We start from the raw sequence: 26,390 nt of genomic DNA on the forward strand, positions 1-26,390 counted from the left end.
TTCGCCAACGTTCATCAGCAAGGTACATTCATGGCCAATACCTACTACGCCCCCAGGGGCGGGCTACCGCCACAGACCCAGTTGCTCTCGGATCGTGCGGTGTTCACCGAAGCCTATGCGGTGATCCCCAAGGGCGTGATGCGCGACATCGTCACCAGCTTCCTGCCGTTCTGGGAGAAGACCCGGCTGTGGGTGCTGTCGCGCCCGCTGTCCGGCTTCGCCGAGACCTTCTCCCAGTACATCATGGAGGTCGCTCCCGGCGGCGGCAGCGACCGGCCGGAAATCGACCCCGGCGCCGAGGGCGTGCTGTTCGTGGTCGAGGGCGAGCTGACCCTGACCCTGGCCGGCGAGCGCCATACCCTGGGGCCGGGTGGCTATGCCTTCGTCCCCCCGGGCTGTGACTGGCAGGTGCGCAACACGGCGGACGGGACGCTGCGCTTCCACTGGATCCGCAAGGCGTACGAGTTCGTCGAGGGGCTCGGGGTGCCCGAGCCCTTCGTCACCAACGAGAACGACATCGAACCGACGCCGATGCCGGATACCCAGGGCGTCTGGGCGACGACCCGCTTCGTCGACCCGGCGGACCTGCGCCATGACATGCACGTGACCATCGTCACCTTCCAGCCCGGCGGGGTGATCCCCTTCGACGAGACCCACGTCATGGAGCACGGCCTGTACGTGCTCGAGGGCAAGGCCGTCTATCACCTCAATCAGGACTGGGTCGAGGTCGAGGCCGGCGATTTCATGTGGTTGCGTGCCTTCTGCCCGCAGGCCTGCTATGCCGGTGGGCCGGGGCCGTTCCGTTATCTGCTGTACAAGGACGTCAACCGTCACCCGAAACTGCGTCCGTAAAAACTGTCTGCGCTCGGTCATGCGGCGTTGAAGATCGGCTGGAGCGCCAGCCCGGTCAAAATGCTCATTTACGGCTTGTAAACTGGATCGCCAGCCCGGTCCGCTTTCTCGCCGATCTTCGCCTTGCCTGACCTTCGCTCGTCGAGTTTTTCCGAGACGCAGAATTGATTTGTGAGGGCGTATGAACATATTGGAACTCAAGGCCGAGCCGCTGACCCCCGAGGCGTTCGCGCCGTTCGGTGACGTCATCGATACGCGCATCAGCGACTCCTTTCCGATCAACGCCGGGCGTACCCGGCGCTATCACGATCTGGCGCGGGTCGAGACCCTCGGCGAGGAAGCGCGGACACTGGTCAGCATCTTCGTCAGCCAGCCGGTCGAGGTACCGCTGACCATCGACTTCCTCGAGCGCCATCCGCTGGGCAGCCAGGCCTTCATGCCGCTGCACGAGGAGCGCTTTTTGATCGTCGTGGCGCCGCCGGGCGACGAGATCGACCCTGCCGAGGTGCGGGCCTTCGTCACCGACGGGCGCCAGGGCGTCAACTACCGGGCCGGCACCTGGCACGCCATCCAGTCGGTACTCGACCGCGAGGGCGAATTCCTGGTCGTCGATCGCGGTGGCAAGGGCGACAACTGCGACGAACACCCCCTCGCCGCGCGGATTCGCCTGGCTTGATTGCTATTTCATAATATTGGAAATTATTTCTGAATAATGGGCCGGGCGCTGTGCGTCGGGCCCTTTTTTCATGTGGATTACCATATTTCATGCAATATCCAGGCGACATTTTCTGGTCTGCGTTCGCTAATTCCATTTAATGGAAAATGTTTCCAATAAATATTGACAGCCGTTGCGGTGCTGCCTAACTTGGAGTCAACAACAATGATCACGTCTCCCAGGAGGACCGCTCGTGACCAGGATGACCGCCGCAGAAGCCGCCGTTCACGTGCTCCGGAAGGAAGGCATCGACGTTGCCTTCGGCCTGCCCGGCGCCGCCATCAATCCCTTCTATGCCGCCATGCGCCAGGTCGGCGGCATCGATCATGTGCTCGCCCGTCACGTCGAGGGTGCCTCGCACATGGCCGAGGGTTACACCCGCGCCCGGGCCGGTAACATCGGGGTGTGCATCGGCACCTCCGGTCCGGCCGGGACCGACATGATCACCGGGCTCTACTCGGCCTCGGGGGATTCCATTCCGATGTTGTGCATCACCGGCCAGGCGCCGCGCGCCAGGTTGCACAAGGAGGATTTCCAGGCGGTGGACATCCAGGCGATCGCCGGTCCGGTGACCAAGTGGGCGGTCACCGTGCTCGAGCCGGCTCAGGTGCCGCGCGCCTTCCAGCAGGCCTTCCAGTTGATGCGCAGCTCGCGCCCCGGCCCGGTGCTGATCGATCTGCCGCTCGACGTGCAGATGAGCGAGATCGAATTCGATCCCGACACCTACGAGCCGCTGCCGGCCTACAAGCCGAGCGCCTCGCGGGCCCAGATCGAGAAGGCGATCGGCATGCTCAACGCCGCCGAACGGCCGTTGCTGGTCGCCGGTGGCGGGGTGATCAACGCCGATGCCGCCGACAAGCTGGTCGAGTTCGCCGAGCTCACCGGGGTGCCGGTGATTCCCACCCTGATGGGCTGGGGCACGATCCCCGACGATCACCCGCTGATGGCTGGCATGGCCGGGCTGCAGACCTCGCATCGCTACGGCAATGCCACGCTGCTTGCCGCGGACTTCGTGATGGGCATCGGCAACCGCTGGGCCAACCGCCATACCGGCGACGTGGCCAGCTACACCGAGGGGCGGACCTTCGTTCACGTCGACATCGAACCGACCCAGCTCGGCCGGGTGTTCGGGCCCGACTACGGCATCGTCTCCGACGCCGGGGCCGCTCTGGAGCTGTTCATCGAGGTGGCCCGCGACCTCGAGGCGGCCGGCCGGCTCAAGGATCGCAGCGCCTGGGCCGAGGAATGTCGCGAGCGCAAGCGCACGATGCTGCGCAAGACCCACTTCGACGACGTTCCGATCAAGCCGCAGCGCGTCTACGAGGAGATGAATCGCGCCTTCGGCAGGAACACCCGCTATGTCAGTACCATCGGGTTGTCGCAGATCGCCGGTGCGCAGTTCCTGCACGTCTACCGGCCGCGTCACTGGATCAACTGTGGCCAGGCCGGGCCGCTGGGCTGGACGATCCCCGCGGCGCTGGGGGTGTGTCGCGCCGATCCGGATGCCGAGGTCGTGGCGCTGTCGGGCGACTACGATTTCCAGTTCATGATCGAGGAGCTGGCGGTGGGGGCGCAGTTCAACCTGCCCTACATCCACGTGCTGGTGAACAACTCCTACCTGGGACTGATCCGCCAGGCGCAGCGCAACTTCGACATGGATTACTGCGTGCAGCTGTCGTTCGAGAACATCAACTGCCCGGAGATCAACGGCTACGGCGTCGACCACGTGTCGGTCGTCGAGGGGCTGGGCTGCAAGGCACTGCGCGTCACTCGCCCGGACGACATTGCCCCGGCCTTCGCGCGGGCCCGTGAGCTGATGCACGAGCATCGCGTGCCGGTGGTGGTCGAGGTGATCCTCGAGCGGGTCACCAACATCGCCATGAGCGGCAAGGACCTGAGCGGCGTCACCGAGTTCGAGGCGCTGGCCGAGACCGCCGAGGATGCGCCGACGTCGATCGCGTCGCGGATGTAATAGAGGCCTGTCGCCGTATCAGCCACAAGACACACTGTACGATCCAGAGGAATCCGAGATGCCCAGATTCGCCGCCAACCTCAGCATGCTGTTCACCGAGGAGGAGTTTCTCGACCGCTTCGAGGCCGCCGCGGACGCCGGCTTCAAGGGCGTCGAGTACCTCTTTCCCTACGACTACCCGGCCGCCGACATCAAGCAGCGGCTCGACGACCATGGCCTGACCCAGGTGCTGTTCAATCTGCCGGCCGGTGACTGGGCCGCCGGCGAGCGCGGCATCGCCTGCCATCCGGATCGCATCGAGGAGTTCCGCACCGGCGTCGACCGGGCGATCGAGTACGCCAAGGTGCTGGGCAACACCCAGGTCAACTGCCTGGCGGGCATCCGGCCCGAGGGCGTCAGCGACGCCGACGCCCGCCGCACCCTGGTGGAGAACCTGAGCTTCGCCGCCGGCAAGCTCGCGGATGCCGGCATCCGGCTGATCGCCGAGCCGATCAATACCCGCGACATCCCGGGCTTCTTCCTCAACCGCACCGAGCAGGCGCTGGCGATCTTCGACGAGGTGGGTAGCCGAAACCTCAAGCTGCAGTACGACATCTACCACATGCAGATCATGGAAGGGGATCTGGCGCCGACCATCGAGAAACATCTCGATCGCATCGCCCATGTGCAACTGGCCGACAACCCGGGCCGCCACGAGCCGGGTACCGGCGAGATCAACTATCCGTTCCTGTTCGCCCACCTCGACCGGCTGGGCTACGACGGCTGGATCGGTTGCGAGTACAAGCCCAAGGCAGATACCCAGGAGGGACTAGGCTGGCTCGATATGGTGCGAGGCTAAGGAGTTTATGGCTGTCGGATGAGCTGTTCCGGCGTCAAGACGACGCGAGGGCGCTATGAACCCATCCATGGGCGCTACCTGCGCCATCCATGGCGCAGGACCCTCGCTCTGTCTTGCCCCCGGCGCTCATCCTTTGTGAGTCCTGAGCGACGTGCCCTGTAAGCGACGAACACTCACATCTCAACGTCAAGGTATTTCGTGATAGGAGAATCATCATGAGCAAGATCGGTTTTATCGGCCTGGGCATCATGGGCCGTCCCATGGCGGGTCATCTGCTCGACGCCGGCCACGAGCTGGTCACCGTCAAGCGCGACAAGCCGCTGGCCAGCGAACTCGCCGACAAGGGCATGCAGGAACTGGCCGACCCCAAGGCGGTCGCCGAGGCCTCCGAGGTGATCATCACCATCGTGCCGGACACCCCCGACGTCGAAGAAGTGCTGTTCGGCGAGGGCGGCGTGATCGGGGGTCTCAAGCCGGGCACGCTGGTCATCGACATGAGCTCGATCGCCCCGCTGGCGACCCAGGACTTCGCCAAGCGTATCGAGGCGGCCGGCGGCGAATACGTCGACGCCCCGGTCTCCGGCGGCGAGGGTGGCGCGATCAACGCCGCGCTGACGATCATGGTCGGCGCCACCCAGGAAGGCTTCGCCCGCGCCAATCCGCTGCTCGAACTCATGGGCAAGACCATCACCCATATCGGCGGCCACGGCGCCGGCCAGACCTGCAAGGTGGCCAACCAGATCGTCGTCGCGCTGACCATCGAAGCGGTCTCCGAGGGGCTGCTGTTCGCCTCGAAGGCCGGTGCCGACGTCGCCAAGGTGCGCGAGTCGCTGCTCGGCGGCCTGGCCCAGTCGAAGATCCTCGACGTTCACGGCGAGCGCATGATCAAGCGCACCTTCGACCCGGGCTTCAAGATCAAGCTGCACCAGAAGGACCTCAACCTGGCGCTGGAAGGGGCGCGCAGCCTGAACCTGGCGCTGCCCGGCACCGCCAACGCCCAGCAGCTGTTCCAGGCCTGCGCCGCCCACGACGGCGCCGACTGGGACCACGCCGGCATGGTCCGCGCCCTCGAGGCGCTGGCCAACCACGAGATCGAGTGACCCTCGCGCGGGCCGCACGCCCCGCGCCCCTTTCATGCGGCAGGCTCCCGCCGCCGGGGCGTGACGCGATCCGCTCGGGTGAACGGCCCCGGCAATCCCCGGGGCCATCGTCAGCGAGGGGTTCGATGACGCCTTACGAAAGCCATCGCACTGGCAGGGCGGTCAGCGATCGCCGGGGGCACGATAGCACTTGACGTCGACTTCGACCTTGCAGTCGACCACCAAGTCCTGGACGCTGCAGATCCGCGCCGGGGGATGCTCGCCGAAGATCTCCTTGAAGACCTTGTTGAACGATGAAAAGTAACGGGCGTCGGTGAGCACGGCGGTGACGTGCACCACGTCCTCGACGCCGTAACCGGCCTCGCGCATGATCGCCAGGCAGTTGTCGAAGGCCAGGCGTGTCTGCTCGACGATGCCGCCCTCGACGACCTCGCCATCGGTCATCGGCGTCTGCCCGGAGACGAACAGCCATCCGTCGGCCTGGGTGGCGCGGGCGAAGGGGAGTGACTGGCCGCCGGTGCCGACACCGCCGGTGGTCCCATAGCGCGTGATACTCATGGTGTGATTTCCTGATGGTCGATGAAAGGTGTCAGCAGCGCGGCCGGGAAGCCCCGGCCCGCCGCGCGTTATGCAAAGATCAAAGCGAAGATGTCTGAAGGAACTCGCGCAGACGGGATGACGACGGCCGCGTGAAGAACGTCTCCGGATCGCCGGCCTCGGCGATTCGCCCACCCTCCATGAACACCACCTTGTCGGAAACGTCCCGGGCGAAACGCATCTCGTGGGTGACCAGCACCATGGTCATGCCGTCCTGGGCAAGATCGCGAATGGTCGCCAGCACCTCGCCGACGCGTTCCGGGTCCAGCGCCGAGGTCGCCTCGTCGAACAGCATGACCTTGGGATTCATGGCGATGGCGCGGGCGATCGCCACGCGCTGCTGCTGGCCGCCGGAAAGCTGCGAGGGGCGATGGTCGCGGCGCTCCAGCATGCCGACCCGGGTGAGCCAGTGGTCGGCCAGTTCGACGGCCTCGTCGTGGGGCAGGCCGCGGACCCGGGTCAGGCCAAGGGTGACGTTGTCCAGGGCGCTCATGTGCGGAAACAGGTTGAACGACTGAAAGACCATGCCGGTCATCGCCCGCTGACGGGCGATCTCGCGCTCGCCGATGCGGACGCGCTGGCCGTTGCGGGTGGCATAGCCGATCGTCTCGCCGCCGATCAGCACATCGCCCTGGTGAAAGCTCTCCAGCAGGTTGAGGCAGCGCAGCAGCGTAGTCTTGCCGGAGCCGCTGGCGCCGATGATCGAGACCACCTCGCCCTCGTGAACGGTCAGGTCGATACCCTTGAGCACCTCGAGCTGGTCGAATCGCTTGTGCAGCCCCCGCACTTCAACGATGGGAGTCATGTCGTCCTCCGCGTCGGCTGGTCGAGCCGACGGCCGATATGGCGTCCCACCCGCTCGATGGCGAAGTCGATCAGGAAGTAGATCACCCCGGCCAGCAGGTAGAACTGCATGTTGAGAAAGTTGTTGCTGATGATCTGCTGGGTGGTCAGCAGCAGCTCGGTCACGCCGATCACCGACAGCAGCGTCGACGCCTTGACCATCTCCACCGCGGCGGTGATCCAGGTGGGCAGGGCGTAGCGCAGTGCCTGCGGGAACAGCACGTAGCGAAAGATGCCGGTAAAGGTCAGGCCGATGGCCTGGCCGGCCTCGATCTGCCCGCGCGGCAGTGACTGCAGGGCGCCACGCAGGATCTCGCCGACGTGCGATGCACAGAACAGCGTCAAGGCCAGGGCGCCGGCCTGGAAGGCGCTCAGGTCGAGTCCCACCGCCGACGAGACGTAGAAGGTTGCCAGAATCAGCACCAGCACCGGGGTGCCGCGGATGATGTCGATGTAGGCGCGTGCCGGCCAGCGCACGGCCCGCACGCCATAGGTGACCGCTACGCCGATGACCACGCCGAGCAGGGTGCCGGCGACGATTGCCAGCAGCGAGATCATGATGGTGGCCGCCGCCCCGTGCAGCAGCATCGTGCGATGGGCGGCGATTTCGCTGAGAAAGTAGTGCCAGTCCATGTCACTTCGCCTCCAGCACGAGGCGCCGCTCCAGCGCGCGTAGAATCAGGGTGATCGCGTAGCAGCAGACGATGTAGAGCAGCGAGGCGATCAGCCACACCTCGATGACACGGAAGGTCTCGGAGTTGATCTTGCGGGCATAGAAGGTCAGCTCGGGCACCGCAATGGTGGCAGCCAGCGAGGTGTCCTTGAACAGCGAGACGAAGTTGTTGCCGAACGCCGGCAGGGCGTTGCGGAACATGATCGGCAGCACGATGTGGCGTTTGATGCGCAGTGGCGTCAGGCCGATCGCCTGGCCGGCCTCGACCAGTCCCTGAGGCACGCTCAACAGGCCGCCGCGAAAAACCTCGGCCATGTAAGCGCTGGCATACAGCGACAGCGCGACGATGAAGCTGGTGATCTTGTCCAGCGACAGCCCCAATTGCGGCATGCCGAAGAACAAAAAGAGCACGATGACCAGAATCGGCAGGTTGCGCAGCACCGAGATCCAGGTGAAGGCGATGCCGCGTATCCAGCCATTCGGCGCGCGCGTGGCGAAGGCCACGACGAGACCGATCGCCGACCCGATGGCGATCGACACTAGTGCCAGCACCAGGCCAAGACCAATGCCGCTGAGCAACAACGGCCACTGCTCGAGGATCGGTGTGAAATTGAAGTGGTAGTTCATGCGTTTCCGTCCGCCCGTGGCTTCGAGAACGCCCCGTTACGCCGGGCGTCGGCGCGACGGGGCACGAGAGCGGCGATCAGCGCATTTCCATGGGGAAGCCAGTCTGGGGTGCCGGCGGGCGCTCGCCGAACCACTGCTCGAAGGCATCGGCGTAATCCTGGAAGGCGACGCCATACATGGCCTCCCGGAGCGTGGTGTCGACGAAGTTCAGCCAACGCGGGTCGTCGGGTGACACGGCGCAGGCATAGGACTGCGGGTTCCAGCTGTAGCCCGAGTCGATGTACCGGTCGGGGTTGTTCTTCATGTACCACTTCAGGGTCGACAGGTCGGTGGCGACCGCGTCGGCACGGTGCGAATTGAGCGCCTGATAGATCAGATTCTGGCTCTCGTACTGGTCGACCTTCGCCTCGGGCAGCGCCTGATGAACCATCTGCTCGGCATAGACGTTCTGCAGCACGGCCACGGTGATATCGCCGCCGGCGCTCTCGAGGGCGTCGTAATCGGCGTAATCGCTGCCATCGAGCATCAACAGCCCGACCCCTTCGCGATAGTAAGGCACCGTGAAGGCGACCTGCTGGGCACGGGCGGCGGTCACGGTCATCGCCTGACAGGAGATGTCGACCTTGTTGGTCAGCAGGTTGGGAATGCGGGCATCCGACGATTGATTGACGAAGCGCACCTTGTCGGGGTCGTTGAACAGGCCCTGGGCCAGGATATGACCGATGTCGGCGTCGAAACCGACCGTCTTGCCCTGATCGGTGAAGTGCCAGGGCGGGTTGGCGCTGCCGGTGCCGACGATGAGTTCGCCACGGTCGAGCACCGTCTGCAGGGTGTCGGCCTGGGCCTGGGTGGCGATCAAGGTGGGGGCGATGACGAACGCCGCGACGGCGCTGAAGCGTTGCACGAGGGTGTTCATGGTAGGCTCACTCGGCTTGTTGGTCTTGTTTTCCGGTATATCGGACTATTGTCTGATGTGCCGGACGGTTTTATCCTAGGAGCGTTACGAGGCGTGCGCAAGAGACATCACAAACCGTTGGCTGGCGGAGTACCATCTCCCACCTGAACCCATACGCCGTACGAGGTGGCATGACTCAACCCCCTGGCAAGCCGCCCGCGTCCCGGGCCCGCGGCATCGACCGCCTGATCACGCTGTGCGAACAGCTGCACCTGCACCGTCAACCGATGACGCCCCGCGAGCTGATCAAGGCGACCGGTGCGCCGCGCTCCAGTGTCTACGAGCTGGTCAACCTGCTCTGCGAGGCGGGCTGGCTGGAAGTCGACGACGACGGCAGGATCTTCTTCGGCCGCGCCATGCACTACTTCGGGCTCGACTATGCCGACCACAACGATCTGATCCGGCGGGCGCGGCCGGTGATGCGCCAGCTTTCCGCGCGCTTCGACGAGACCACCCAGCTGTGCATGCTGGATGGCGACAAGTACACCGTGATGCTCAACGAGAACGGGGCCCGGCCGTTTCGCATCAGCTCCGAGGTCGGCGTCAAGGTGCCGATCCCGTGGACCGCATCGGGCCGCGTATTGCTCGGTGGCATGGGGCGCGAGGCGGTGTTGTCGCTGGTGCCCGAGGCGGATTTCGTGCTGCCCAGTGGCGAGCGCATCGATGTCGATGGCTTCATTACCGAGGTCGAGCGTGCCCGGGAGCGGGGATTTGCGCTGACCGAAGGGCTGGTCGACAGCTTTGCGTGCTGCATGGCGGTACCGATTCACGATGCCGATGGCCCGCCTCGCGCGACGCTGTGTTTCACCGTCGGCCGCAATGCCGACGCGACGCGTCGGGAAACCCTGATCGCTGCGCTGCGCGAGGCCGCCCAGGGGCTGTCCGCCGGCGATTGATCCTTGCGGGCCGTGGCACCTGCCCGGCCTTTTGATATCGGAGACAGCCATGACCGCTGCTACCCCCGCCAACAGCTTGCCGGCGACTCTCGAGAAAGGCGCTCCCGCGGCGCCGCATGCCAGCCTGCTGCAGGGTGTGCCGCTGCCGGCAGCGGCGATCTTCGAGGCGCCGCTGGCGCACAACCTGGCGTGGATGCAGCGCTTCGCCGACGCCCATGGCGCCCGTCTCGCGCCGCACGGCAAGACCACCATGGCTCCGGCGCTGTTCCGGCGGCAGCTCGCCGCCGGCGCCTGGGGAATCACCCTGGCCACCGCGGTGCAGTGCCGGGCGGCCTTCGATGCCGGAGCCGAGCGGCTGCTGCTCGCCAACCAGCTGATCGGCGAGCCCAACATGGCGATCGTCGCCGAGCTGATCGATGCCGGTGCCGAGTTCCATTGCGTGGTCGACGGGGCGGACAACGTCGCCGCGCTGGGGCGCTATTTCGCCGCCCGCGGGCAGACGCTCAACGTGCTGATCGAACTGGGTGTGCCGGGCGGGCGCTGCGGCTGTCGCGATGCCGACCAGGTCGCAGCGCTGGTGGCGGCGATCGCCGAGCAGCCGGCCCTGGCGCTGGCCGGCATCGAGGGCTACGAGGGCATGATCGCCGGTGGCGACGAGGTGGCCGCGGTGCGCGCCTATGGCGAACGGCTGGTGGAGACCGTCAGAGCGCTGCGGGCCAGCGGGGAGCTCCAGCGCGAGGCGCCGATCGTCACCGCCTCCGGGTCGAAGTGGTTCGACCTGATCGCCGAGGCGTTCGACCGCGCGGAATTGCGCGAGCACTACACGCCGGTGCTGCGCCCCGGCTGCTACGTGGTCCACGATCACCGCCTCTACGCCGGCGCCATGGCTGCGGTGAAGGCGCGTCATCCCCGGCTCGAGGGCGAGCTCCAGCCGGCGCTGGAAGTGTTCGCCCACGTCCAGTCGCTGCCCGAACCGGGGCTGGCGATCGTCGCCCTGGGCAAGCGCGACATCGGCTTTGAACCGGACCTGCCGTTGCCGCTGCGGCTGTATCCGCTGGCCTCGTCGCCGTCGGCGGCCGAGACGCCTCGGGACGTGAGCGCCTGGCGCACCACGCACATCATGGATCAGCACGTCTTCCTGGCAATTCCCGACGATGCCGAGGTGGCGGTCGGCGACGTGATCGCCTTCGGCACCTCGCACCCCTGCCTGACCTTCGACAAGTGGCGGCGGGTGCTGCTGGTCGATGACGCCCTCGAGGTGCGCGAGGTGATGGAAACCCGATTCTGAGCGTCGGCGGCACGGCGGGCTGGAGACGGCGACGCTGGCACGCTAGGCTGTGCCGCGATCGCGCCGGGAGGGCGCCGTCTTGACTCGTCGTTTACAGGGAACCGTCATGCCTCATCGTCTCTTCATCCGTGTGCTCGGCCTGGGCGCCTGCGGCCTGGTCAGCGTACCGTTGACGGCCGCCGGAGCGCCGGCCGCCGGAACGCCGGCCGCCAATACCACGGCCGACACGGACGTCATCACCGTCACCGCGCCGCGCCTGGCGCGGGAGCTCTACGCCACCCCTGCCGCCGTGTCGGTGGTCGATCGCCGGACGATCGCCCGAGGCCAGCAGCGCGTGCGCCTCGACGAGTCGCTGGCCGGCGTGCCCGGGCTCTACCTGCAGAACCGCTACAACTTCGCCCAGGGCGAGCGACTGTCGATTCGCGGCTTCGGCGCGCGCACGCCGTGGGGCGTGCGCGGCGTCACCGTGATGGTCGACGGCATTCCCTACACCCTGCCGGACGGCCAGGCGCAGCTTGACGCCATCGATCTCGACAGCGCCGAGACCATCGAGGTGATCCGCGGCCCGGCGGCGGTGGCCTACGGCAACGCCGCCGGCGGGGTGCTCGACGTCACCACCGCCAGCGGCGAGAGCGATCCGGGCAGCGCGATCCGCGTCGAGGCGGGCAGCGACGGCTATCGCAAGCTGTCGGTGCAGAACGGCGGTGTCGAGGGCCCCTGGTCGCACCACGTCAGCGCCTCGGCGATGGACTACGACGGCTATCGCGAGCACAGCGCCGCCCGCAAGTATCTGCTCAACGCCAAGCTGAGCCGCGAGCTGGGCGAGGACCGCAAGATCACCGCCATCCTCAACCTGCTCGACAGCCCCTTCGCCGAGGACCCTGGCGGCAAGACGCGGGAATCCGTCGAGGAGGATCGCTTCGCCGCCATGGATACGCGGGGTTACTACGACTACTCGCCGGTCGATATCGACTCGGGGCAGGAGGTCGACCAGCAGGTCATCGGTCTGCAGTACGAGGATCTGTCCGCCGGGCCCGGGGCGCTCACCCTCAAGGGCTTCTACCTGCATCGCGACTATCAGCAGCAACTGGCCTTCGCCGGTGGGCGTCGTGGCATCACGGACGTGCAGAACTACATCGCCTACGATCGCGACTACTACGGCGGCAGCGCCGAATACCGCCAGTCGCTGACGCTCGCCGGGCTGCCCCTGCGCTACATGGCCGGGGTCGACGTGGCGCGCCAGGTGGACGACCGCCACAGCGACGACGTGCTGATCGACGGCGAACACGTGCGCCGCTCCCAGGACGAGACCCAGCGGGCGACCTCCATGGGCGTCTTCGCCCAGGGCGACCTGGACCTGACCGAGCGCTGGATGCTGTCGCTGGGCACGCGCTACGACCGGGTGAACTTCGACATCGACGATCATCACCTCAGCGACGGCGACGACAGCGGCGATCGCACTCTCGATCAGTGGAGCGGCAGCGCCGGGCTGAGTTTCCAGTATCTGCCCGACCACCAGCTCTATCTGGCCACCGGTACCGCCTACGAGACGCCGACCTTCTCGGAGTTCGCCAACCCCGCCGGGGGTGGCTTCAACCCGGCCATCGAACCGCAGACGGCGTGGAATCGCGAAGTCGGGCTGCGCGGCACCTTCGACAACGGGCTGGACTACGACCTCGCGGTGTTCTCGACCCGGGTCCGGGACTCCCTGGTGGCCTACGAGAACGCCGCCGGCAAGAGCTACTACCGCAACGCCGGGGAGAGTACCCAGGCGGGCATCGAGACCCAACTGGGCTGGCAGTTCACGCCGAGCTGGCGGCTCGACAGCGCCCTGACCCTGGCGCGCTACGAATTCGACGACTATCGCGTCGACGGGCAGGACTACGACGGCAATCGCATCCCCGGCCTGCCGGAGCGGACCTGGGTCAACCGGCTGTCGTGGCAGGGGCTCGACCGGCGCTTCGCGACCCTGGAGACCCAGTACATCGGCTCGATGGTCGCCGACGATGCCAACGAGGTGACCATCGACGACGTCTGGCTGGTCAACCTGCGCGCCGGCGACGGCTGGCGGCTGGGCGGCGACACCGTGCTCGAGGCCTACGCCGGAGTGCGCAATCTGTTCGATCGCGAGCACTACGCCAACGTGATCATCAACGCCAGCAACGCCCGCTACTTCGACCCGGCGCCGGGGCGCACGGTGTATGCCGGGTTGGGCGTCACCTTCTGACGAGGCGCGCCGGCGGGTGTCTCGTTCAGGCGGGGCGACAGGCCAGCGTGATGGCCTTGGGTACCACCATGCCGCCGAAGTAGGCGTCTTGCTGGGCATCGTCGAGCCTGGCACGGCATCGCTCGGCCGACGGGCCGCGCAGCACGACCGGCTGATCGTCGGTCCACTCGGCATAGATGAAGAAGGTCGGATCCTTGATCTCGATCTTCAGTGACCGAGGGGCCTGTGGCGCAGGCAGCTGCAGACCGATCAGCAGGGTCACGGTCTCGCCGTCGACGCTGGCGCGAAAGTCGAAGGGTTTCAGCGGGGCGAGGCGTTCGCCGCCGGCCCATACATAGGTGAAGAAGTTCGACTCGGCGAGGTTGGCGAGCAGCGCCTTGCGCATCCTCGCCAGCTCGGCGCTGTCGAAGACGCCGTCGTGGTCGTCGTCGTAGTCGTCGAGCAGTTGCTGGCTGAAACCCGCATCGAAGCTCCAGGACTCGCCCAACTGTGCCACCTTGCCCTGCTCGAACTGGATCAGCAGGCGTGTCTTCATGATGCTGTTGGGGTGAGCCAGGGCCGGTGTCGCGGCCAGCACGGCCAGCAGCAGGAGGATGCCGCGCCAGCCTCGGCGAGCGCGGGCGGGGGAAGGGTCATGGTGCATGGGGCGTGCCCTGTTCGGGGACAGTGGGTGGCGTCGGCGTGCCGAAGTCGGCGAAGGCGTCCCGGGCATCGGGCACCGCGATGCCTGAGGCGTTCGGCGCCGGCCCGGTCGATGTCGTCGGGTCGACGACCAGCCCTGCCGCGGTGTAGAGCAGGCCGATGGCGATCAGCCAGGCGCCGACGATCGGCGTGGCGATGGTGCTCCAGCGGCCTTGCCGGGGCTGCAGGGTGAGTGTCAGGCCCAGCAGCAGCCACAGCGCCGAGCCGATGCCGAGCCACCAGGCGGCCTGGGCGTGGAAGCCGGGGACGGTGAGCCGGGTGGCCACGCCGCCCAGGGCGCCGATGAACGCCGCCAGTACAAGTGCCGGCCAACGGCCGTGGCGCGTTCCGGCGATGAGCATTAACCCCAGGGGCAGGCAGGCCAGCGGGAAGGCGTAGAACTCATGGGCGGCGGCATGCGGGACGAAGTGCAGCCAGTACAGGAGGGTTTCATGGGCCCCGCCGCCGATCAGCGCCCCGGCCAACCACAAGAGCAGGGCGCCACCGGCCAGGGGCCCGGGCAACCGGACGCACAGCAGCCCGAGGCCGATCACCGGCAGCAGCCGGGCGGGCAGCAACCCGGGGCCCAGCAGCCAGTCGACCGCCGGCGTGTCGCCCCAGCGCCAGGCGACACCGAGGAGCATCAGGCCCGACACCAGCAATGCCGGCCCCGCCCAGCGGGGGATGAGCGGGTGGTCGGGCAGGTGACGAAGGTTCCGGGTCAGGGGCATGTCTGGCGAGGGCGGCAGCAATGTCTTTTCATGGACGTTGTCAGTGCGCGTGAGTTCACTAGCCGGGTCAAGACAGCAGGAAGTAGACGCCGCCGAGCATGATCGCTGCGCCGAGCGCCTGCATCAGTCGCCCGTGGAAGGGGCGGCCGAGCGCCAGGCCGACACCGATCCCGACCAGATGGATCAGCCCGGTGGCCAGCACGAAGCCGATGGCGAAGTCGGCCGGATCGGCGGCGGCCGGCAGCTCGGCGCCGTGGGCATGGCCGTGACAGATGGCGAACACCGAGACGAACAGCAGCGCCAGGCTCTCGGGAGGGTGCCAGCGCCCGACGATGGCCGCCCCCAGCAGCAAGATCGACAGGGCGATGCCGATTTCCCCCCCCGGCAGGGGGACGCCGAGAATCCCCAGGACGCCGCCCACCACCATGACCAGGGGGAAGGTCACCGGTAGCGTCCAGACCGATCGGCCGCCCATCTGCGCGCCCCACAGGCCGACGGCGAACATGGCCAGGAAGTGGTCGAGGCCGGTCAGCGGGTGGAGGAAACCGCTGGTGAAGCCGGCCGCGCCGTTCTGAATGATGTGAGCGGAGGCGACCCGTGGGGCCAGGCCGAGGGCGAGGATCGCGAGTGCGGTGACGAGGCGATTAGGTGATCGGTGGAACATGGTGACTTCCAGGGCTTGCGACGAGGAAAGCGGCCGGCCGCGTCTGGGTGCAGACACCTTTGGGTGGCTTCGATGGCATCGCGAGACCCGGGATGTGTGCCGGCACGGATATGTGATGTTATATAGTAACGTTTGCGATGCGCAACCATCCTGTTGCCATCGCGAAGGCCATGCACACGATGTTCCCGACGCTCTGGAGGGCCGAGCAATGCATCACCAATGTCTCGACCAATGGCGGCATGACCATGTCTTTGGCCAGGATCGGAAGAAAGCGGGCGAGACCCGAACGCTCGTCATCGTGGGGCTCACCCTGGCCATGATGGTCTGGGAAACCCTGGCCGGGGTGGTCTATGGCTCGATGGCCCTGCTGGCCGACGGGTTGCACATGGGGTCTCATGCCATGGCGCTGGGCATAACCGTCTTTGCCTACGCCTACGCGCGAAAGAATGCCGGCAATGCGTCATTCTCGTTCGGCACGGGCAAGGTCAACGCGCTGGGTGGCTTTGCGGGCGCCATTCTGCTGTGCGTCTTCGCCCTCTACATGATGGTCGAGAGTGTCGGTCGTTTCATGAACCCGGTCTCGATCGCCTTCGATGGCGCCATTCTCGTTGCCGTCATCGGCCTGGCGGTCAACGGCGTGTCGGCCTGGATTCTGAAAGATGACGGGCATGACCATGACCCGGGCCAGGCTCGCTCCCATCAGGCGAGCCATGACCATAACCGGCGTGCCGCTTATTTCCATGTCCTTGCCGATGCCTTGACCTCCTTGCTGGCAATCGTCGCGCTATTGGCCGGCAAGTATGCGGGGTGGCACTGGATGGATCCGCTCATGGGCGGTGTCGGCGCGATCCTGGTCTCGCACTGGTCCTGGCGATTGCTCAAGGATACCGCCAGCGTCCTGCTCGATCGTCGGCGCAATGACCTGGAAACGGCGGTCAAGGATGCCATCGAGGATGGCGATGCACGAGTCAGTGACCTGCACGTCTGGGCTATCGGCCCGGGGCTGGATGCCGCCATCGTCTCTCTGGTGGCACACGAGCCGGCGACGCCCGACGTCTACCGGCGACGCATCCGGGCGTGCTGCCGCTCCCTGGTGCACGTGACCGTCGAACCGCAGCGGTGTCGCGAGGTCTCCGAGAGCCCGAGCCACGCCGCCTGAGACGCGGGGCCGGGTCGGCGTCAGCCAGTCGCCTCGCCAGCTTCCCCGGCGCGCGTCATCGACGCCCCGCCGAGCAGGGGCGGCGTGTCGGTGGCGGTGCTGCGCCACTGAGCCAGCGTCAGCGTGAGCCCCAGGACCAGGATCACTGCGCCGCCGGCCAGGCCGATCCAGGCTTGCCAGGGGTGGTGCCCGGTCGGGCGGCGTAGACGACGAGCGACCCAGTCGCGGGCGACCACGCTCACCAGCGCCAGCGTGGCGACCGTCAGCGCCGTGCCACAGGCCATCGCCATGACCGCGACCACCCCCTTGCCGAACTGATCCAGCAGCGCCGCCGCGCCCAGCAGCAGCACCGCGCCGCTGCAGGGCCGGACGCCGATCGACAGCACCGTGAGCAGCGCCACCCGCCAGTCGCCGGCGGTATCGGGGGCGATATGGTGATCGTGACCGCAGCCGCAATGCGGACCATGGCCCGGTGCCGCGACAGCGGCATGACCGGCGGGCTCGCCCGACCCGCCGGACGCGGTCATCGCGAGGCGTAACCGTTTCAGCGAGCGCCAGCACAACCACAATCCGACCAGCGTCACCATCAGGAAGCTGGCCAGCTCGGCGTGTTCGACGCTGCCCATCGCCTGGCGTGTCAACCAGCCGAAGCCGAACACCAGTACCGCGATGAGGGCGATGGCCATGAGTCCCTGGAGCAGCGCCGCCAGCACGGAAAGCCCCAGCGCGCGCCGCCAGGCGCCGCCCTGGGAGGCCAGATACGTGCTCAGCACGACCTTGCCGTGGCCCGGCCCCGCCGCGTGGAAGACCCCGTAGCCGAAGCTGACGCCCAGCAGTACGCGCCAGGCGGTGGCATCCGGGGCCTGGTCGAGTGCCGAGATGGCATCGACCAGCGCATGGTAGAGCTTGCCTTGCCAGAAGACGATGTGTACGACGATCTGTTGCCACCAGCCCCCGGCATAGCCGACGATCACCAGCGCGGTCAGCACGACCGGGGGTATCCAGAGCACGGCCTTCGCGGTCAATCGGGGCATGCAATCTCCCCCGTTTCGGCGAAGAAGCGCCCCAGGTTCGGCTCGCCCTGTTGCGTCTTGTCGAGCATCGCCGCCTCCATCACCTTGTCCGGGTCGGGATCGGCCGCGACGATCCGTGTCGTGCAGCCTGGCGGTGCATCACGGAGCTGCAGGGCGTCGGGCAAGGGGGCGGTTCCCTCGGCATCGGCCTCGTGGAGCATCTCGATGTAATACGTCGGATCGAAGACCCGGTAACGCAGGGTGTGCCCGGCCAAGCCCTGGGGCTCGGCCAGCGGTAGCGTGAAACCGAACACCATGCGTTGATCGCGATACTCGGTATTGATGGCCGTCACGTCACCCTGGGCGATGGGGCGGCCGTCCAGGGTGATGCGCGTCAGGTTCTGCTGGGTCGCTAGGTTGTCGCGAATCTCGATGGCCAGTGCGTCGAGGCGCTGGGCCAGGGGCGTGTCCCCCGGCGCGCTCGAGATCTCTTCCATCAGGACCTGACTGTAGAGTGGATCCATCCGCCAGCGCTGGCGCAGCGCCGTCAGGTCGCCTTGCGCGTCGAAGATCCCCTCGACGCGGATATCGACCCAACCATGGGGGTGTGCCCCGGCGGTCTGCGGAATGGCAAGCCAGGCGGTCAATGCCAGTGACGCGCTCCCCAGGAAGCGGCCGATGCCGATAGCGGTAGGTGTCAAGACGATCCCCATGGGTTTCGAACGGCGATGAACGGCGCCTCGCGCGGTGGCGCGATGCCTGGCCGGATGATGGCATGAAAGTGCCGGACAATCATGCGTCGCGAGCGACGGGGGGACCGCCCGATGCTCCCGGGCGGGGCTTGTCAGTGCGCCGCGGGAAGCGCCATCACGCCGGGTCGATGCTCAGCATCAGGCGCTTCTGGCCGGGGGCGAGGGCGGGGCTGCGGTGGACCAGCCCGCGCTGTTCGTTGCCGACCCAGCCGCTCCCCTTGAGCAGTGCCAGATCGCCGGCCCGTAGCCGCTCGATGGTCGCGGCATCGGCGACGACGTCCGGCTTGTCGGGGCGTGGGGCGCCCAGTCCGGCCCGCTCGACGGCGTGGTCGGGCAGCCATTCGCTACCCGGGCCCGAGTAGGTGGTGACCAGCCGCACCGGCAGGTTGTCGCAGTGGAAGCGGGGGCACATCGCCGCGTCCAGCAGACGCAGGCGCACCCCCACCGTGTCGGTGGCGAAGAGACAGCCCATGGCCGTGGCCAGGGTCGTGACGTCCTCGACCAGTGCCTCGGCGAGCCGCGGGGCCGGCAGCCGGTCGAACAGCTCCTGGCGCAAGGCGCCTTCGCCGGGGTCGCCCCACCAGGCGATCTGCCAGGCGTGCGCCGTACGGCACTGGGCGTGGATGCCGGCTTGCAGCGTCGTCGACAGTGCCCGCTGCATCACGGCGATGGTGATGCCGTCCTCGAAGATTCTCGGCAGCACGTCGCTTTCCTGATCGATGGCCCAGTGTTCGGCCCCTGACCCGGCGAGATGGGTGGGTCGTTGAGTGCGGGCGTGAGCGTTCATCGGCATGCGAGGTCTCCATGGGTTGCTTAAATGTTATGTTATAACGTATCTTTTATGGCGCTTGAAGTGGCGCCTGGTACGGATCGCGTCCCTCGCGTCATTCCCTGAGGTGATTCGCCATTGGCCGTGGGAGCCCTGGAATGCCGACTGACGATGCAACACGCCTGCTGATGATGCCCGATGACGATTACATGAACGACGAGCAACTGGGTTTCTTCCGCCGCCGCCTGCTCGCCGAGAAAGCCGGTATCGAGAGTCACCTGCGGGAGGTTCGTGAGGTCATGGCCGGCCATGGTCGCGACAGCGACGAACTCGACCAGGCGGCCTTCGAGGAAGAACTGCGCCTGCAGTTGCGCCAGGCCGACCGCGAGACGCGCCTGCTGGCCAATATCGTCGCCGCCCTGAAGCGGATCGAGGCTGGCGACTACGGCTACTGCCAGGAAACTGGCGAGCCCATCGGCCTGCCACGGTTGCTGCTGCGCCCCACCGCGACGCTGTGCCTGGAGGCCAAGGCGCGTCAGGAGCAGCGGGAACATCACTATCGCAAGGCAAGAGGAGAAGGCTGATGGAATCGCGACGGAATGCCCTGCCGGTGACCGTGCTGTCCGGCTTCCTGGGGGCCGGCAAGACCACCTTGCTCAACCACATCCTGGCCAATCGCGAAGGTCGCCGCGTGGCGGTGATCGTCAACGACATGAGCGACATCAACATCGATGCGTCGCTGGTGCGCGGTCTGCCGGGCGAGGATCTCACCCCCGGCGGCGAGGTGGCGCTAAATCGTGCCGAGGAGCGCCTGGTCGAGATGAGCAATGGTTGCATCTGCTGCACCCTGCGCGAGGACCTGCTGGTCGAGGTCAACCGGCTCGCCGGCGAAGGGCGCTTCGACCATCTGGTGATCGAGTCCACGGGCATCTCCGAGCCGCTGCCCGTCGCCGAGACCTTCACCTTTACCGACGATGACGGCCGCAGCCTCTCCCAGGTGGCGCGGCTGGATACGCTGGTCACGGTGGTCGATGGCGCCAATTTCCTGACCCAGTATCACGACGCCCGGTCATTGGCCGAGGCGGGCGAGAGCCTGGGTGAGGACGACGAGCGCAACGTCGCCGACCTGCTGGTCGACCAGATCGAGTTCTGCGATGTGCTGCTGGTCAGCAAGACCGACCTGATCGACGCGCAACGGCTGGACGAACTGCTGGCGGTGCTGCGTTCGCTCAACCCGGAGGCCGAGCTGATCCCCATGGCACATGGCCGGGTGGGGCTGGACAAGGTGCTGGATACCGGGCGGTTCAGCTTCGAACGCGCCCAGCAGGCACCGGGCTGGTTGAAGGAGCTGCGCGGCGAGCATGTGCCGGAGACCGAGGAGTACGGGATTTCCAGCTTCGCCTACCATGCGCGACGCCCGTTTCATCCCCGAAAATTCCACGACTTGCTGCACGGCGACTGGTTCGGCGGCAAGCTGCTGCGCTCCAAGGGCTTCTTCTGGCTGGCCACGCGTCCACAGTTCGCCGGGCAGTGGAGCCAGGCCGGCGGCATCGCCCACCACGGTTTCGCCGGCCTGTTCTGGAAGGCCGTGCCCGACACGCATTGGCCGGTCGATCCGGACTATCGGGCCGCCATCCTGACCAAGTGGCAGGAACCCTTCGGCGACATGCGCCAGGAACTCGTCTTCATCGGCCAGGACCTGGACGCAGCGCGGATTCGCCAGGCCCTCGACGATTGCCTGCTGACCGACGACGAGCTGGCGGCCGGCAACGCCTACTGGCAGACCCTGGACGATCCCTTCCCCGCCTGGGGGTGAGCGGCGACTCGCCGCGTCGCCGGCAGCGATGCCGAGCCATGGCCCCTCCGACACCGATCAAGGAGATCCCTGAATCATGAGTCGCAGTCATCTGGTCGATGTGGCCGGGGGTGTGTCCGCCGTTGCGGGCGCCCTCGCCTGGGTCGGCATGGAACGAATCGCCCTGCCGTTGCGGGTGGCGGATGGCCCCGTCAACGGGCGCGCCTCGGTGGGCGTCAACCTGACCGACCCCGCGGCGCGTGGCATCCACATGTCGCGGCTCTACCTGGCACTGGCCGAGCTGGCCGGCCAGGAACTGACGCTGTCGCGGGCGCAGTCGGTACTGGCGTCCTGCCTGGACAGCCATCAGGCGCTTTCCGACGCGGCCTTTCTCGATCTCGCCGGCGATGCGCTGCTCGAGCGCCCGGCGCTGATCAGCCCGCTCGCCGGCTGGAAGGCCTACCCGTTCGCCTTGCGTTGCCGGCAAGACGCGCAGGGCGTGCGATTCATCCTCGACCTGACGGTGGGCTACTCGTCGACCTGCCCCTGCTCGGCCGCGCTGGCACGCCAGTCGATTCAGGAGGCCTTCGACGCGGACTTCACCGATACGCCGCTGACCCGGGACGCCGTCAGGGCCTGGTTGGGCAGCGAGGAGGGCATCGTGGCGACGCCGCACAGCCAGCGCAGCCAGGCCCACCTGTCGGTGCGTCTGGCCGACGGCATCGACGCGCTGCCCCTGCCGGCGCTCGTCGAGTGTGTCGAAGGGGCGCTGGGTACCGCCCTGCAGACGGCGGTGAAGCGCGTCGACGAGCAGGCCTTCGCCCTGGCCAATGGCCGTAACCTGATGTTCTGTGAAGACGCGGCACGCCGTGTGCATGGTGCCCTGGAAGGCCATGATGCCGTGCAGGGCTTCCAGGTGCGTATCGTGCACGCCGAGAGCCTGCACGCCCACGATGCGGTGGCACGCAGCGCGTGGAACTGGGGCCCCGACGAGGCGTGAAGGCGACGCCGCGGCCGGCATGCGCACGGTGGGGCATCATCGATAGCGTTCAGCGCTCGGCGGGGGATGCCGGGCGCGTCGGGTCGCTTGCCTCGACCAGGCGGCCAGGCCGAACACGGCGAACAGGGTCGACGCCAGGCTGACGATGGTCGGGCCGGTCGGCGTATCGAACCAGAACGACACTTGCAGGCCGCCCACGGTCGAGGTGGCCCCGAGCAAGCCGGCCAGCATCACCATGGTCTCCGGTGTGCGGCTGAAGGGGCGTGCGGTGGCGGCGGGAATGATCAGCAGAGCGGCGATCAGCAGCACGCCCACGACCTTCAGAGCCACGGCGACCACCAGCGCCAGCGACAGGGTCAGTACCCACCGCTCGCGCTCCGGGTCGATCCCGTCGGCACGCGCCAGATCGGCGTCGAGGGTGGCGATGAGCAGGCGTGACCAGCGCCAGCCCATCAACCCCAGAACGAGCGCGACCCCCGTCCAGATCACCGCGAGGTCGCTCTTGCCGACGCCGAGAATGTCGCCGAAGAGATAGGCTGTCAGATCGATGCGCACCCCGGACACGAAGGACACCGCCACCAGGCCGAAGGCGAGGGCCGAATGCGCCATCACCCCCAGCAGGGTGTCCATGGCATACCCCTTGCCGTTCAACAGCGAGACGAGCGCCGCCATGAGCAGGCAGGCGACCAGGACGCCGGCGAATATCGAGGTCGACAACAGCAGGGACAGCGCCACGCCAAGGATGGCGGCGTGCGCGGTGGCGTCGCCGAAGAAGGCCATGCGCCGCCATACCACGAAGCAGCCCAGGGGGGCCGCGGCCAGGGCCACCCCGAGTCCGGCCAGGGCGGCGCGTATCAGAAAATCGTCGAACATCACGAGGAAGACTCCGGTAGCGTCGAAGTGGTGTCGGCAAGGGGGCGTGGCTCGGGGCCGAACAGGGCCCGATAGGCGGGCGAGGCGGCGACGTGGGCCGGGGTGCCCTGGCAATGGATGGAACGGTTCAGGCACACGACCCGGTCGGAGGCCGCGAGGGCGGCCTGCAGCTCGTGACTGACCATCAGCAGACCGCAGTCGAGCGTCTGGCGTATCGGCTCGAGACGCCGATAGAAGTCGGCGATGCCGCGATGATCGAGGCCCTGTGTCGCCTCGTCGAGCAGCAGCAGATCCGGTGATTTCAGCAAGGCGCGCGCCAGCAGCACCCGCTGTAGCTGACCGCCCGACAGCTCACTCATCTGGGAGCGTTCCAGGCCCTCGGCGCCGGCCTGGGCCAGCGTCTCGCCGATCCGTGGCGAGGCGCGCTGTCCGGGGAGCTGCAGGAACCGGGACACTGTCATCGGCAAGGTCGCATCCAGCGACAGGCGCTGCGGGACATAGCCGATGCGCAGCCCGGGCGGTTTGTGAATGCGCCCCCGGGAGGGCGTCAGGGAACCCAGGATGCTCTTCAGCAAGGTTGATTTTCCCGAACCGTTGGGGCCGATGACGGCAACGATCTCGCCGCGCTCGAGAGTCAGGTCGATCGCTTCCAGAACGCGGTGACCGCCGAGACGGATGTCGCAGTGTTCGAGGGTCAATAGGGCCATGGGGACTTCCAGGGATGGGTCATGTGCAGAGGCCTTCAAGAGGCAAGCGGGTTGACATGAATAGCAATGTTATAACATAACAAAAACGGGGTTCAATTCGCCATCAGGCTCTATTTCGGAGGTCTTCGTGAGACGACGCGCTCGTTATTGTCTAATCCCGCTGATGCTGACACCGGCTTTTGCCGCTGCCGAGGTGCCCTCGGTCGCGGTGGATATACCGCCGGTCTACTCGCTGGTCGATCGCGTGATGGGGGAGCTCGGCTCCCCGGAACTGCTGATCCAGCAAGGTGCATCGCCCCATCGCTATTCCATGCGGCCCTCGGAGGCATCCGCGCTCGAGCAGGCGGATCTCGTCTTCTGGATCGGCGAGGACCTGACCCCCTGGCTGGCCCGTTCGATGGACACGCTGGGCGCCGATGCCGAGGGGGTGGCGCTGCTGGACGAGCCCGGCACGCTACGGCTGGCGTATCGCGAGGGAGCGACCTTCGCGCCCCATGGGCATGATGCTCACGACCACGACCACGACCACGACCACGGCAGCGGTGGTCATGACCACGCCCATACCGGCCTCAACCCCCATGCCTGGCTCGACCCGGTGAACGCCGAGGTCTGGCTCGACGCCATCGCCGCGGCACTCGCCGAGGCCGACCCCGAGCACGCGGCCACCTATCGCCGAAATGCGCGTCTCGGCAAGAGCGATCTCGAAACGCTGACCCGCGAGCTGGAAGATCGTCTCGCGGACGACCGCGATACCCGCTTCGTGGTGTTCCACGATGCCTATCAGTATTTCGAGAATCGCTTCGGACTCTCGGCGGTCGGCGCGATCGAGCTGGGTGACGCCTCGGATCCCAGCCCGGCGAGGCTCGATGCGTTACGCCGGCGGGTCAACGAACTGCACGTCGACTGCGTGTTCAGCGAGCCGCAATTCAATCCGGCCCTGGTGGAAAACGTCTTCGCGGGCACCGGGGTCAATACATCCGTGGTGATCGATCCGCTGGGAACCGACCTGCCGCTCGGGGAGCGGCTCTACCCGCAACTGCTGGGCCAACTGGCGGATGGGGTGAGGCGCTGCGCGACGCGGGGTTGAGCCCCCTGGGGGCCGCATGACACGCCTGCCGACAAGGCGGCCCCGCCCGGGGCCGCCTTGTCGCGTGAGACGCACTCAGTCCTGGTAGTTGGTCTCGGAGTAGAGCACGCGGGTGCGCAGGGTATGCTCGACCTGCTTGAGCGCCTCGAGCGCCTTGGCGCCGTAGGCCTTGTCGACGTCGATCACCACGTAGCCGACCTTCTCGTTGGTCTGCAGGTACTGGCCGGCGATGTTGATGCCTTCCTCGGAGAGCACGCGGTTGATCTCCGACATCACCCCCGGCACGTTGTCGTGGATATGCAGCAGACGGTGCTTGTCCGGGTGCGCCGGCAGCGCCACCTCGGGGAAGTTGACCGAGGTGATGGTGGTGCCGTTGTCGGAGTAGGTGATCAGCTTCTCGGAGACCTCGACGCCGATGTTCTCCTGCGCCTCGAGGGTGGAGCCGCCGATGTGCGGGGTGAGGATCACGTTCTCCAGACCGCGCAGCGGCGAGACGAACTCCTCGTCGTTGCTCTTGGGCTCGACCGGGAAGACGTCCACCGCCGCACCGAGCAGCTTGCCTTCCTTGAGCGAGGCGGCAAGATCCTCGATGACCACGGTGGACCCGCGCGAGGCGTTGATGAAGATACTGCCCTGCTTCATCAGCGCGAACTGGTTCTTGCCGATCATCCAGCGCGTCGACGGCACATCGGGGACGTGCAGGGTGACCACGTCGGCCCGGGCCAGCAGCTCTTCCAGGCTGCCGACCTGGCGGGCGTTGCCCATGCCCAGCTTGGTGACGACGTCGTAGTAGATGACATCCAGGCCCACCGACTCGGCGAGTACCGAGAGCTGGGCGCCGATGCTGCCGTAGCCGATGATGCCCAGCGTCTTGCCGCGCGCCTCGTGGGCATTCTTGGCCGACTTCAGCCAGCCACCCTGGTGGGCCCGGGCGCTCTTCTCGGGGATCCCGCGCAGCAGCATGATCGTCTCGGCCAGCACCAGCTCGGCGACCGAGCGGGTGTTGGAGTAGGGCGCGTTGAAGACCGGGATACCGCGACTCAGTGCGGCGTTGAGATCGACCTGGTTGGTGCCGATGCAGAAGCAACCCACCGCGGTGAGCTTCTCGGCGGCGGCGAACACGCGCTCGTTGAGCTGGGTGCGGGAACGAATGCCGATGAAGTGGACGTCACGGATCTTCTCGATCAGTGACTCCTCGTCGAGCGAGGTGGAGAGGCGCTCGATGTTGGTGTAACCGGCGTTCAGGAAGTTGTCCACCGCGGACTGGTGAATGCCCTCAAGCAGCAGGATCTTGATCTTGCTCTTGTCCAGGGACGTCTTGGCCATTGTCGATTCAACCCTTTCGTCGACTGACGACGCGCTCGGCGTCTGGAATGTGGATCTGTTGGCGGCGTTTCGAGCGGCGACGGCCCGTGGCAGACGCGGGGAGAGGTGAGGGCCGAGCCGGGCTGTGGGACAGCGCAACAGGGCGCACATCTTAGCACAGCGCCGTCACGGGACGATGAAAATGCCGCGGCTCGGCCATGAGTGAAATCGAAGCGTCGTTTTGTCAGGGCGGCGGGGAGATCGCCGTGCC

Annotated in this window: 27 protein-coding genes; 13 read left to right on the forward strand and 14 right to left on the reverse strand. The window is 66.9% G+C overall.

Annotation, left to right across the window (positions count from 1 at the left end; all coding sequences use genetic code 11):
- Positions 1 to 30 precede the first annotated feature (30 nt).
- The 5 genes from KGR00_RS13075 to KGR00_RS13095 all read left to right on the forward strand — a co-directional run bounded on the left by KGR00_RS13075 (position 31) and on the right by KGR00_RS13095 (position 5,477).
- Positions 31 to 852 carry a bifunctional allantoicase/(S)-ureidoglycine aminohydrolase gene (locus KGR00_RS13075; RefSeq protein WP_224418333.1) on the forward strand — a complete coding sequence of 274 codons (822 nt, stop codon included), beginning with the start codon at positions 31 to 33 and terminating at the stop codon, positions 850 to 852.
- A 187-nt stretch (positions 853 to 1,039) separates the two neighbouring features.
- The gene (locus tag KGR00_RS13080) at positions 1,040 to 1,528 is read left to right on the forward strand and encodes an ureidoglycolate lyase (RefSeq protein ID WP_224419833.1); all 489 of its coding nucleotides are present in this window, start codon (positions 1,040 to 1,042) and stop codon (positions 1,526 to 1,528) included.
- 232 nt (positions 1,529 to 1,760) lie between these two features.
- Positions 1,761 to 3,539, forward strand: coding sequence for a glyoxylate carboligase (gcl, locus tag KGR00_RS13085; RefSeq protein WP_224418332.1), 1,779 nt, complete (start codon positions 1,761 to 1,763; stop codon positions 3,537 to 3,539).
- Positions 3,540 to 3,597: 58 nt separating this feature from the next.
- Positions 3,598 to 4,377 (forward strand): hydroxypyruvate isomerase, encoded by a 780-nt coding sequence (gene hyi, locus KGR00_RS13090; RefSeq protein WP_224418331.1) that lies wholly within the window; start codon positions 3,598 to 3,600, stop codon positions 4,375 to 4,377.
- 215 nt (positions 4,378 to 4,592) lie between these two features.
- Positions 4,593 to 5,477 (forward strand): 2-hydroxy-3-oxopropionate reductase, encoded by an 885-nt coding sequence (locus KGR00_RS13095; RefSeq protein WP_224418330.1) that lies wholly within the window; start codon positions 4,593 to 4,595, stop codon positions 5,475 to 5,477.
- 162 nt (positions 5,478 to 5,639) lie between these two features.
- Here the strand turns inward: KGR00_RS13095 and KGR00_RS13100 are convergent, their stop codons facing one another.
- From KGR00_RS13100 to KGR00_RS13120, 5 genes are all read right to left on the reverse strand, one after another.
- A complete protein-coding gene (locus KGR00_RS13100; protein ID WP_224418329.1) occupies positions 5,640 to 6,035 on the reverse strand; it encodes a RidA family protein in 396 nt (131 codons plus the stop codon).
- A 79-nt stretch (positions 6,036 to 6,114) separates the two neighbouring features.
- Positions 6,115 to 6,879 (reverse strand): amino acid ABC transporter ATP-binding protein, encoded by a 765-nt coding sequence (locus KGR00_RS13105; RefSeq protein ID WP_224418328.1) that lies wholly within the window; start codon positions 6,877 to 6,879, stop codon positions 6,115 to 6,117.
- Positions 6,876 to 7,550, reverse strand: coding sequence for an amino acid ABC transporter permease (locus tag KGR00_RS13110; protein WP_224418327.1), 675 nt, complete (start codon positions 7,548 to 7,550; stop codon positions 6,876 to 6,878). The genes KGR00_RS13105 and KGR00_RS13110 overlap by 4 nt, the downstream gene beginning before the upstream one ends.
- A gap of 1 nt (position 7,551) precedes the next feature.
- Positions 7,552 to 8,217 carry an amino acid ABC transporter permease gene (locus KGR00_RS13115; RefSeq protein ID WP_224418326.1) on the reverse strand — a complete coding sequence of 222 codons (666 nt, stop codon included), beginning with the start codon at positions 8,215 to 8,217 and terminating at the stop codon, positions 7,552 to 7,554.
- Positions 8,218 to 8,293: 76 nt separating this feature from the next.
- On the reverse strand, positions 8,294 to 9,133 hold the full coding sequence (locus KGR00_RS13120) for a transporter substrate-binding domain-containing protein (RefSeq protein ID WP_224418325.1): 840 nt from the start codon (positions 9,131 to 9,133) through the stop codon (positions 8,294 to 8,296).
- Positions 9,134 to 9,303: 170 nt separating this feature from the next.
- On the opposite strand from KGR00_RS13120, the gene KGR00_RS13125 reads away from it, so the two are divergent.
- From KGR00_RS13125 to KGR00_RS13135, 3 genes are all read left to right on the forward strand, one after another.
- On the forward strand, positions 9,304 to 10,068 hold the full coding sequence (locus KGR00_RS13125; protein ID WP_224418324.1) for an IclR family transcriptional regulator: 765 nt from the start codon (positions 9,304 to 9,306) through the stop codon (positions 10,066 to 10,068).
- Positions 10,069 to 10,117: 49 nt separating this feature from the next.
- Positions 10,118 to 11,356 carry an amino acid deaminase gene (locus KGR00_RS13130; protein WP_224418323.1) on the forward strand — a complete coding sequence of 413 codons (1,239 nt, stop codon included), beginning with the start codon at positions 10,118 to 10,120 and terminating at the stop codon, positions 11,354 to 11,356.
- 106 nt (positions 11,357 to 11,462) lie between these two features.
- Complete coding sequence (locus KGR00_RS13135; protein WP_224418322.1) at positions 11,463 to 13,583, forward strand: TonB-dependent receptor; 2,121 nt, start codon at positions 11,463 to 11,465, stop codon at positions 13,581 to 13,583.
- A 25-nt stretch (positions 13,584 to 13,608) separates the two neighbouring features.
- On the opposite strand, the gene KGR00_RS13140 is transcribed toward KGR00_RS13135, so the two are convergent.
- From KGR00_RS13140 to KGR00_RS13150, 3 genes are all read right to left on the reverse strand, one after another.
- Entirely contained in the window at positions 13,609 to 14,226 is a 618-nt protein-coding gene (locus KGR00_RS13140) for a DUF1007 family protein (protein ID WP_224418321.1), read from the reverse strand.
- The gene (locus KGR00_RS13145; protein ID WP_224418320.1) at positions 14,216 to 14,995 is read right to left on the reverse strand and encodes a hypothetical protein; all 780 of its coding nucleotides are present in this window, start codon (positions 14,993 to 14,995) and stop codon (positions 14,216 to 14,218) included. The genes KGR00_RS13140 and KGR00_RS13145 overlap by 11 nt, the downstream gene beginning before the upstream one ends.
- Before the next feature lie 67 nt (positions 14,996 to 15,062).
- Positions 15,063 to 15,659, reverse strand: a complete 597-nt coding sequence (locus KGR00_RS13150; protein WP_224418319.1) for a HupE/UreJ family protein — start codon at positions 15,657 to 15,659, stop codon at positions 15,063 to 15,065.
- A 208-nt stretch (positions 15,660 to 15,867) separates the two neighbouring features.
- Here KGR00_RS13150 and dmeF point away from each other — a divergent pair, with 208 nt between their 5' ends.
- On the forward strand, positions 15,868 to 16,818 hold the full coding sequence (gene dmeF / locus KGR00_RS13155) for a CDF family Co(II)/Ni(II) efflux transporter DmeF (RefSeq protein WP_224418318.1): 951 nt from the start codon (positions 15,868 to 15,870) through the stop codon (positions 16,816 to 16,818).
- A gap of 20 nt (positions 16,819 to 16,838) precedes the next feature.
- Here the strand turns inward: dmeF and KGR00_RS13160 are convergent, their stop codons facing one another.
- The 3 genes from KGR00_RS13160 to KGR00_RS13170 form a co-directional block, all read right to left on the reverse strand.
- Positions 16,839 to 17,852 (reverse strand): nickel/cobalt transporter, encoded by a 1,014-nt coding sequence (locus KGR00_RS13160; protein ID WP_224418317.1) that lies wholly within the window; start codon positions 17,850 to 17,852, stop codon positions 16,839 to 16,841.
- Positions 17,840 to 18,532 carry a DUF1007 family protein gene (locus KGR00_RS13165; protein ID WP_224418316.1) on the reverse strand — a complete coding sequence of 231 codons (693 nt, stop codon included), beginning with the start codon at positions 18,530 to 18,532 and terminating at the stop codon, positions 17,840 to 17,842. The genes KGR00_RS13160 and KGR00_RS13165 overlap by 13 nt, the downstream gene beginning before the upstream one ends.
- Before the next feature lie 166 nt (positions 18,533 to 18,698).
- Positions 18,699 to 19,376, reverse strand: coding sequence for a DUF1826 domain-containing protein (locus KGR00_RS13170; protein WP_343232806.1), 678 nt, complete (start codon positions 19,374 to 19,376; stop codon positions 18,699 to 18,701).
- 134 nt (positions 19,377 to 19,510) lie between these two features.
- Between KGR00_RS13170 and KGR00_RS13175 the strand changes: the two genes are divergently transcribed.
- The 3 genes from KGR00_RS13175 to folE2 all read left to right on the forward strand — a co-directional run bounded on the left by KGR00_RS13175 (position 19,511) and on the right by folE2 (position 22,147).
- The gene (locus tag KGR00_RS13175) at positions 19,511 to 19,936 is read left to right on the forward strand and encodes a TraR/DksA C4-type zinc finger protein (protein ID WP_129141289.1); all 426 of its coding nucleotides are present in this window, start codon (positions 19,511 to 19,513) and stop codon (positions 19,934 to 19,936) included.
- On the forward strand, positions 19,936 to 21,168 hold the full coding sequence (gene zigA / locus KGR00_RS13180; protein WP_224418315.1) for a zinc metallochaperone GTPase ZigA: 1,233 nt from the start codon (positions 19,936 to 19,938) through the stop codon (positions 21,166 to 21,168). Before KGR00_RS13175 ends, zigA begins: the two co-directional genes overlap by 1 nt.
- 76 nt (positions 21,169 to 21,244) lie before the next feature.
- Positions 21,245 to 22,147, forward strand: a complete 903-nt coding sequence (folE2, locus tag KGR00_RS13185) for a GTP cyclohydrolase FolE2 (protein ID WP_224418314.1) — start codon at positions 21,245 to 21,247, stop codon at positions 22,145 to 22,147.
- A 36-nt stretch (positions 22,148 to 22,183) separates the two neighbouring features.
- Here folE2 and KGR00_RS13190 read toward each other — a convergent pair whose 3' ends face one another.
- Entirely contained in the window at positions 22,184 to 23,020 is an 837-nt protein-coding gene (locus tag KGR00_RS13190; protein ID WP_224418313.1) for an iron chelate uptake ABC transporter family permease subunit, read from the reverse strand.
- Entirely contained in the window at positions 23,020 to 23,727 is a 708-nt protein-coding gene (locus KGR00_RS13195) for a metal ABC transporter ATP-binding protein (protein ID WP_129141293.1), read from the reverse strand. The genes KGR00_RS13190 and KGR00_RS13195 overlap by 1 nt, the downstream gene beginning before the upstream one ends.
- 127 nt (positions 23,728 to 23,854) lie before the next feature.
- Between KGR00_RS13195 and KGR00_RS13200 the strand changes: the two genes are divergently transcribed.
- The gene (locus KGR00_RS13200) at positions 23,855 to 24,814 is read left to right on the forward strand and encodes a zinc ABC transporter substrate-binding protein (protein ID WP_224418312.1); all 960 of its coding nucleotides are present in this window, start codon (positions 23,855 to 23,857) and stop codon (positions 24,812 to 24,814) included.
- A gap of 75 nt (positions 24,815 to 24,889) precedes the next feature.
- Here the strand turns inward: KGR00_RS13200 and serA are convergent, their stop codons facing one another.
- Positions 24,890 to 26,140 carry a phosphoglycerate dehydrogenase gene (serA, locus tag KGR00_RS13205; RefSeq protein ID WP_129141294.1) on the reverse strand — a complete coding sequence of 417 codons (1,251 nt, stop codon included), beginning with the start codon at positions 26,138 to 26,140 and terminating at the stop codon, positions 24,890 to 24,892.
- Between the last annotated feature and the right edge of the window lie 250 nt (positions 26,141 to 26,390).

This window comes from Modicisalibacter sp. MOD 31.J (assembly GCF_020147985.1).
GTDB classification, from domain to species: domain Bacteria; phylum Pseudomonadota; class Gammaproteobacteria; order Pseudomonadales; family Halomonadaceae; genus Modicisalibacter; species Modicisalibacter coralii.

Excerpts from the sequence above, each read along its gene's own strand:
- KGR00_RS13075 (WP_224418333.1), top strand. The coding sequence starts at position 31 with ATGGCCAATACCTACTACGCCCCCAGGGGCGGGCTACCGCCACAGACC.
- hyi (WP_224418331.1), top strand. The coding sequence starts at position 3,598 with ATGCCCAGATTCGCCGCCAACCTCAGCATGCTGTTCACCGAGGAGGAG.
- KGR00_RS13095 (WP_224418330.1), top strand. The coding sequence starts at position 4,593 with ATGAGCAAGATCGGTTTTATCGGCCTGGGCATCATGGGCCGTCCCATG.
- KGR00_RS13100 (WP_224418329.1), bottom strand. The coding sequence starts at position 6,035 with ATGAGTATCACGCGCTATGGGACCACCGGCGGTGTCGGCACCGGCGGC.
- KGR00_RS13105 (WP_224418328.1), bottom strand. The coding sequence starts at position 6,879 with ATGACTCCCATCGTTGAAGTGCGGGGGCTGCACAAGCGATTCGACCAG.
- KGR00_RS13110 (WP_224418327.1), bottom strand. The coding sequence starts at position 7,550 with ATGGACTGGCACTACTTTCTCAGCGAAATCGCCGCCCATCGCACGATG.
- KGR00_RS13115 (WP_224418326.1), bottom strand. The coding sequence starts at position 8,217 with ATGAACTACCACTTCAATTTCACACCGATCCTCGAGCAGTGGCCGTTG.
- KGR00_RS13120 (WP_224418325.1), bottom strand. The coding sequence starts at position 9,133 with ATGAACACCCTCGTGCAACGCTTCAGCGCCGTCGCGGCGTTCGTCATC.
- KGR00_RS13125 (WP_224418324.1), top strand. The coding sequence starts at position 9,304 with ATGACTCAACCCCCTGGCAAGCCGCCCGCGTCCCGGGCCCGCGGCATC.
- KGR00_RS13130 (WP_224418323.1), top strand. The coding sequence starts at position 10,118 with ATGACCGCTGCTACCCCCGCCAACAGCTTGCCGGCGACTCTCGAGAAA.
- KGR00_RS13135 (WP_224418322.1), top strand. The coding sequence starts at position 11,463 with ATGCCTCATCGTCTCTTCATCCGTGTGCTCGGCCTGGGCGCCTGCGGC.
- KGR00_RS13140 (WP_224418321.1), bottom strand. The coding sequence starts at position 14,226 with ATGCACCATGACCCTTCCCCCGCCCGCGCTCGCCGAGGCTGGCGCGGC.
- KGR00_RS13145 (WP_224418320.1), bottom strand. The coding sequence starts at position 14,995 with ATGCCCCTGACCCGGAACCTTCGTCACCTGCCCGACCACCCGCTCATC.
- KGR00_RS13150 (WP_224418319.1), bottom strand. The coding sequence starts at position 15,659 with ATGTTCCACCGATCACCTAATCGCCTCGTCACCGCACTCGCGATCCTC.
- dmeF (WP_224418318.1), top strand. The coding sequence starts at position 15,868 with ATGCATCACCAATGTCTCGACCAATGGCGGCATGACCATGTCTTTGGC.
- KGR00_RS13160 (WP_224418317.1), bottom strand. The coding sequence starts at position 17,852 with ATGCCCCGATTGACCGCGAAGGCCGTGCTCTGGATACCCCCGGTCGTG.
- KGR00_RS13170 (WP_343232806.1), bottom strand. The coding sequence starts at position 19,376 with ATGCCGATGAACGCTCACGCCCGCACTCAACGACCCACCCATCTCGCC.
- KGR00_RS13175 (WP_129141289.1), top strand. The coding sequence starts at position 19,511 with ATGCCGACTGACGATGCAACACGCCTGCTGATGATGCCCGATGACGAT.
- zigA (WP_224418315.1), top strand. The coding sequence starts at position 19,936 with ATGGAATCGCGACGGAATGCCCTGCCGGTGACCGTGCTGTCCGGCTTC.
- folE2 (WP_224418314.1), top strand. The coding sequence starts at position 21,245 with ATGAGTCGCAGTCATCTGGTCGATGTGGCCGGGGGTGTGTCCGCCGTT.
- KGR00_RS13190 (WP_224418313.1), bottom strand. The coding sequence starts at position 23,020 with ATGTTCGACGATTTTCTGATACGCGCCGCCCTGGCCGGACTCGGGGTG.
- KGR00_RS13195 (WP_129141293.1), bottom strand. The coding sequence starts at position 23,727 with ATGGCCCTATTGACCCTCGAACACTGCGACATCCGTCTCGGCGGTCAC.
- serA (WP_129141294.1), bottom strand. The coding sequence starts at position 26,140 with ATGGCCAAGACGTCCCTGGACAAGAGCAAGATCAAGATCCTGCTGCTT.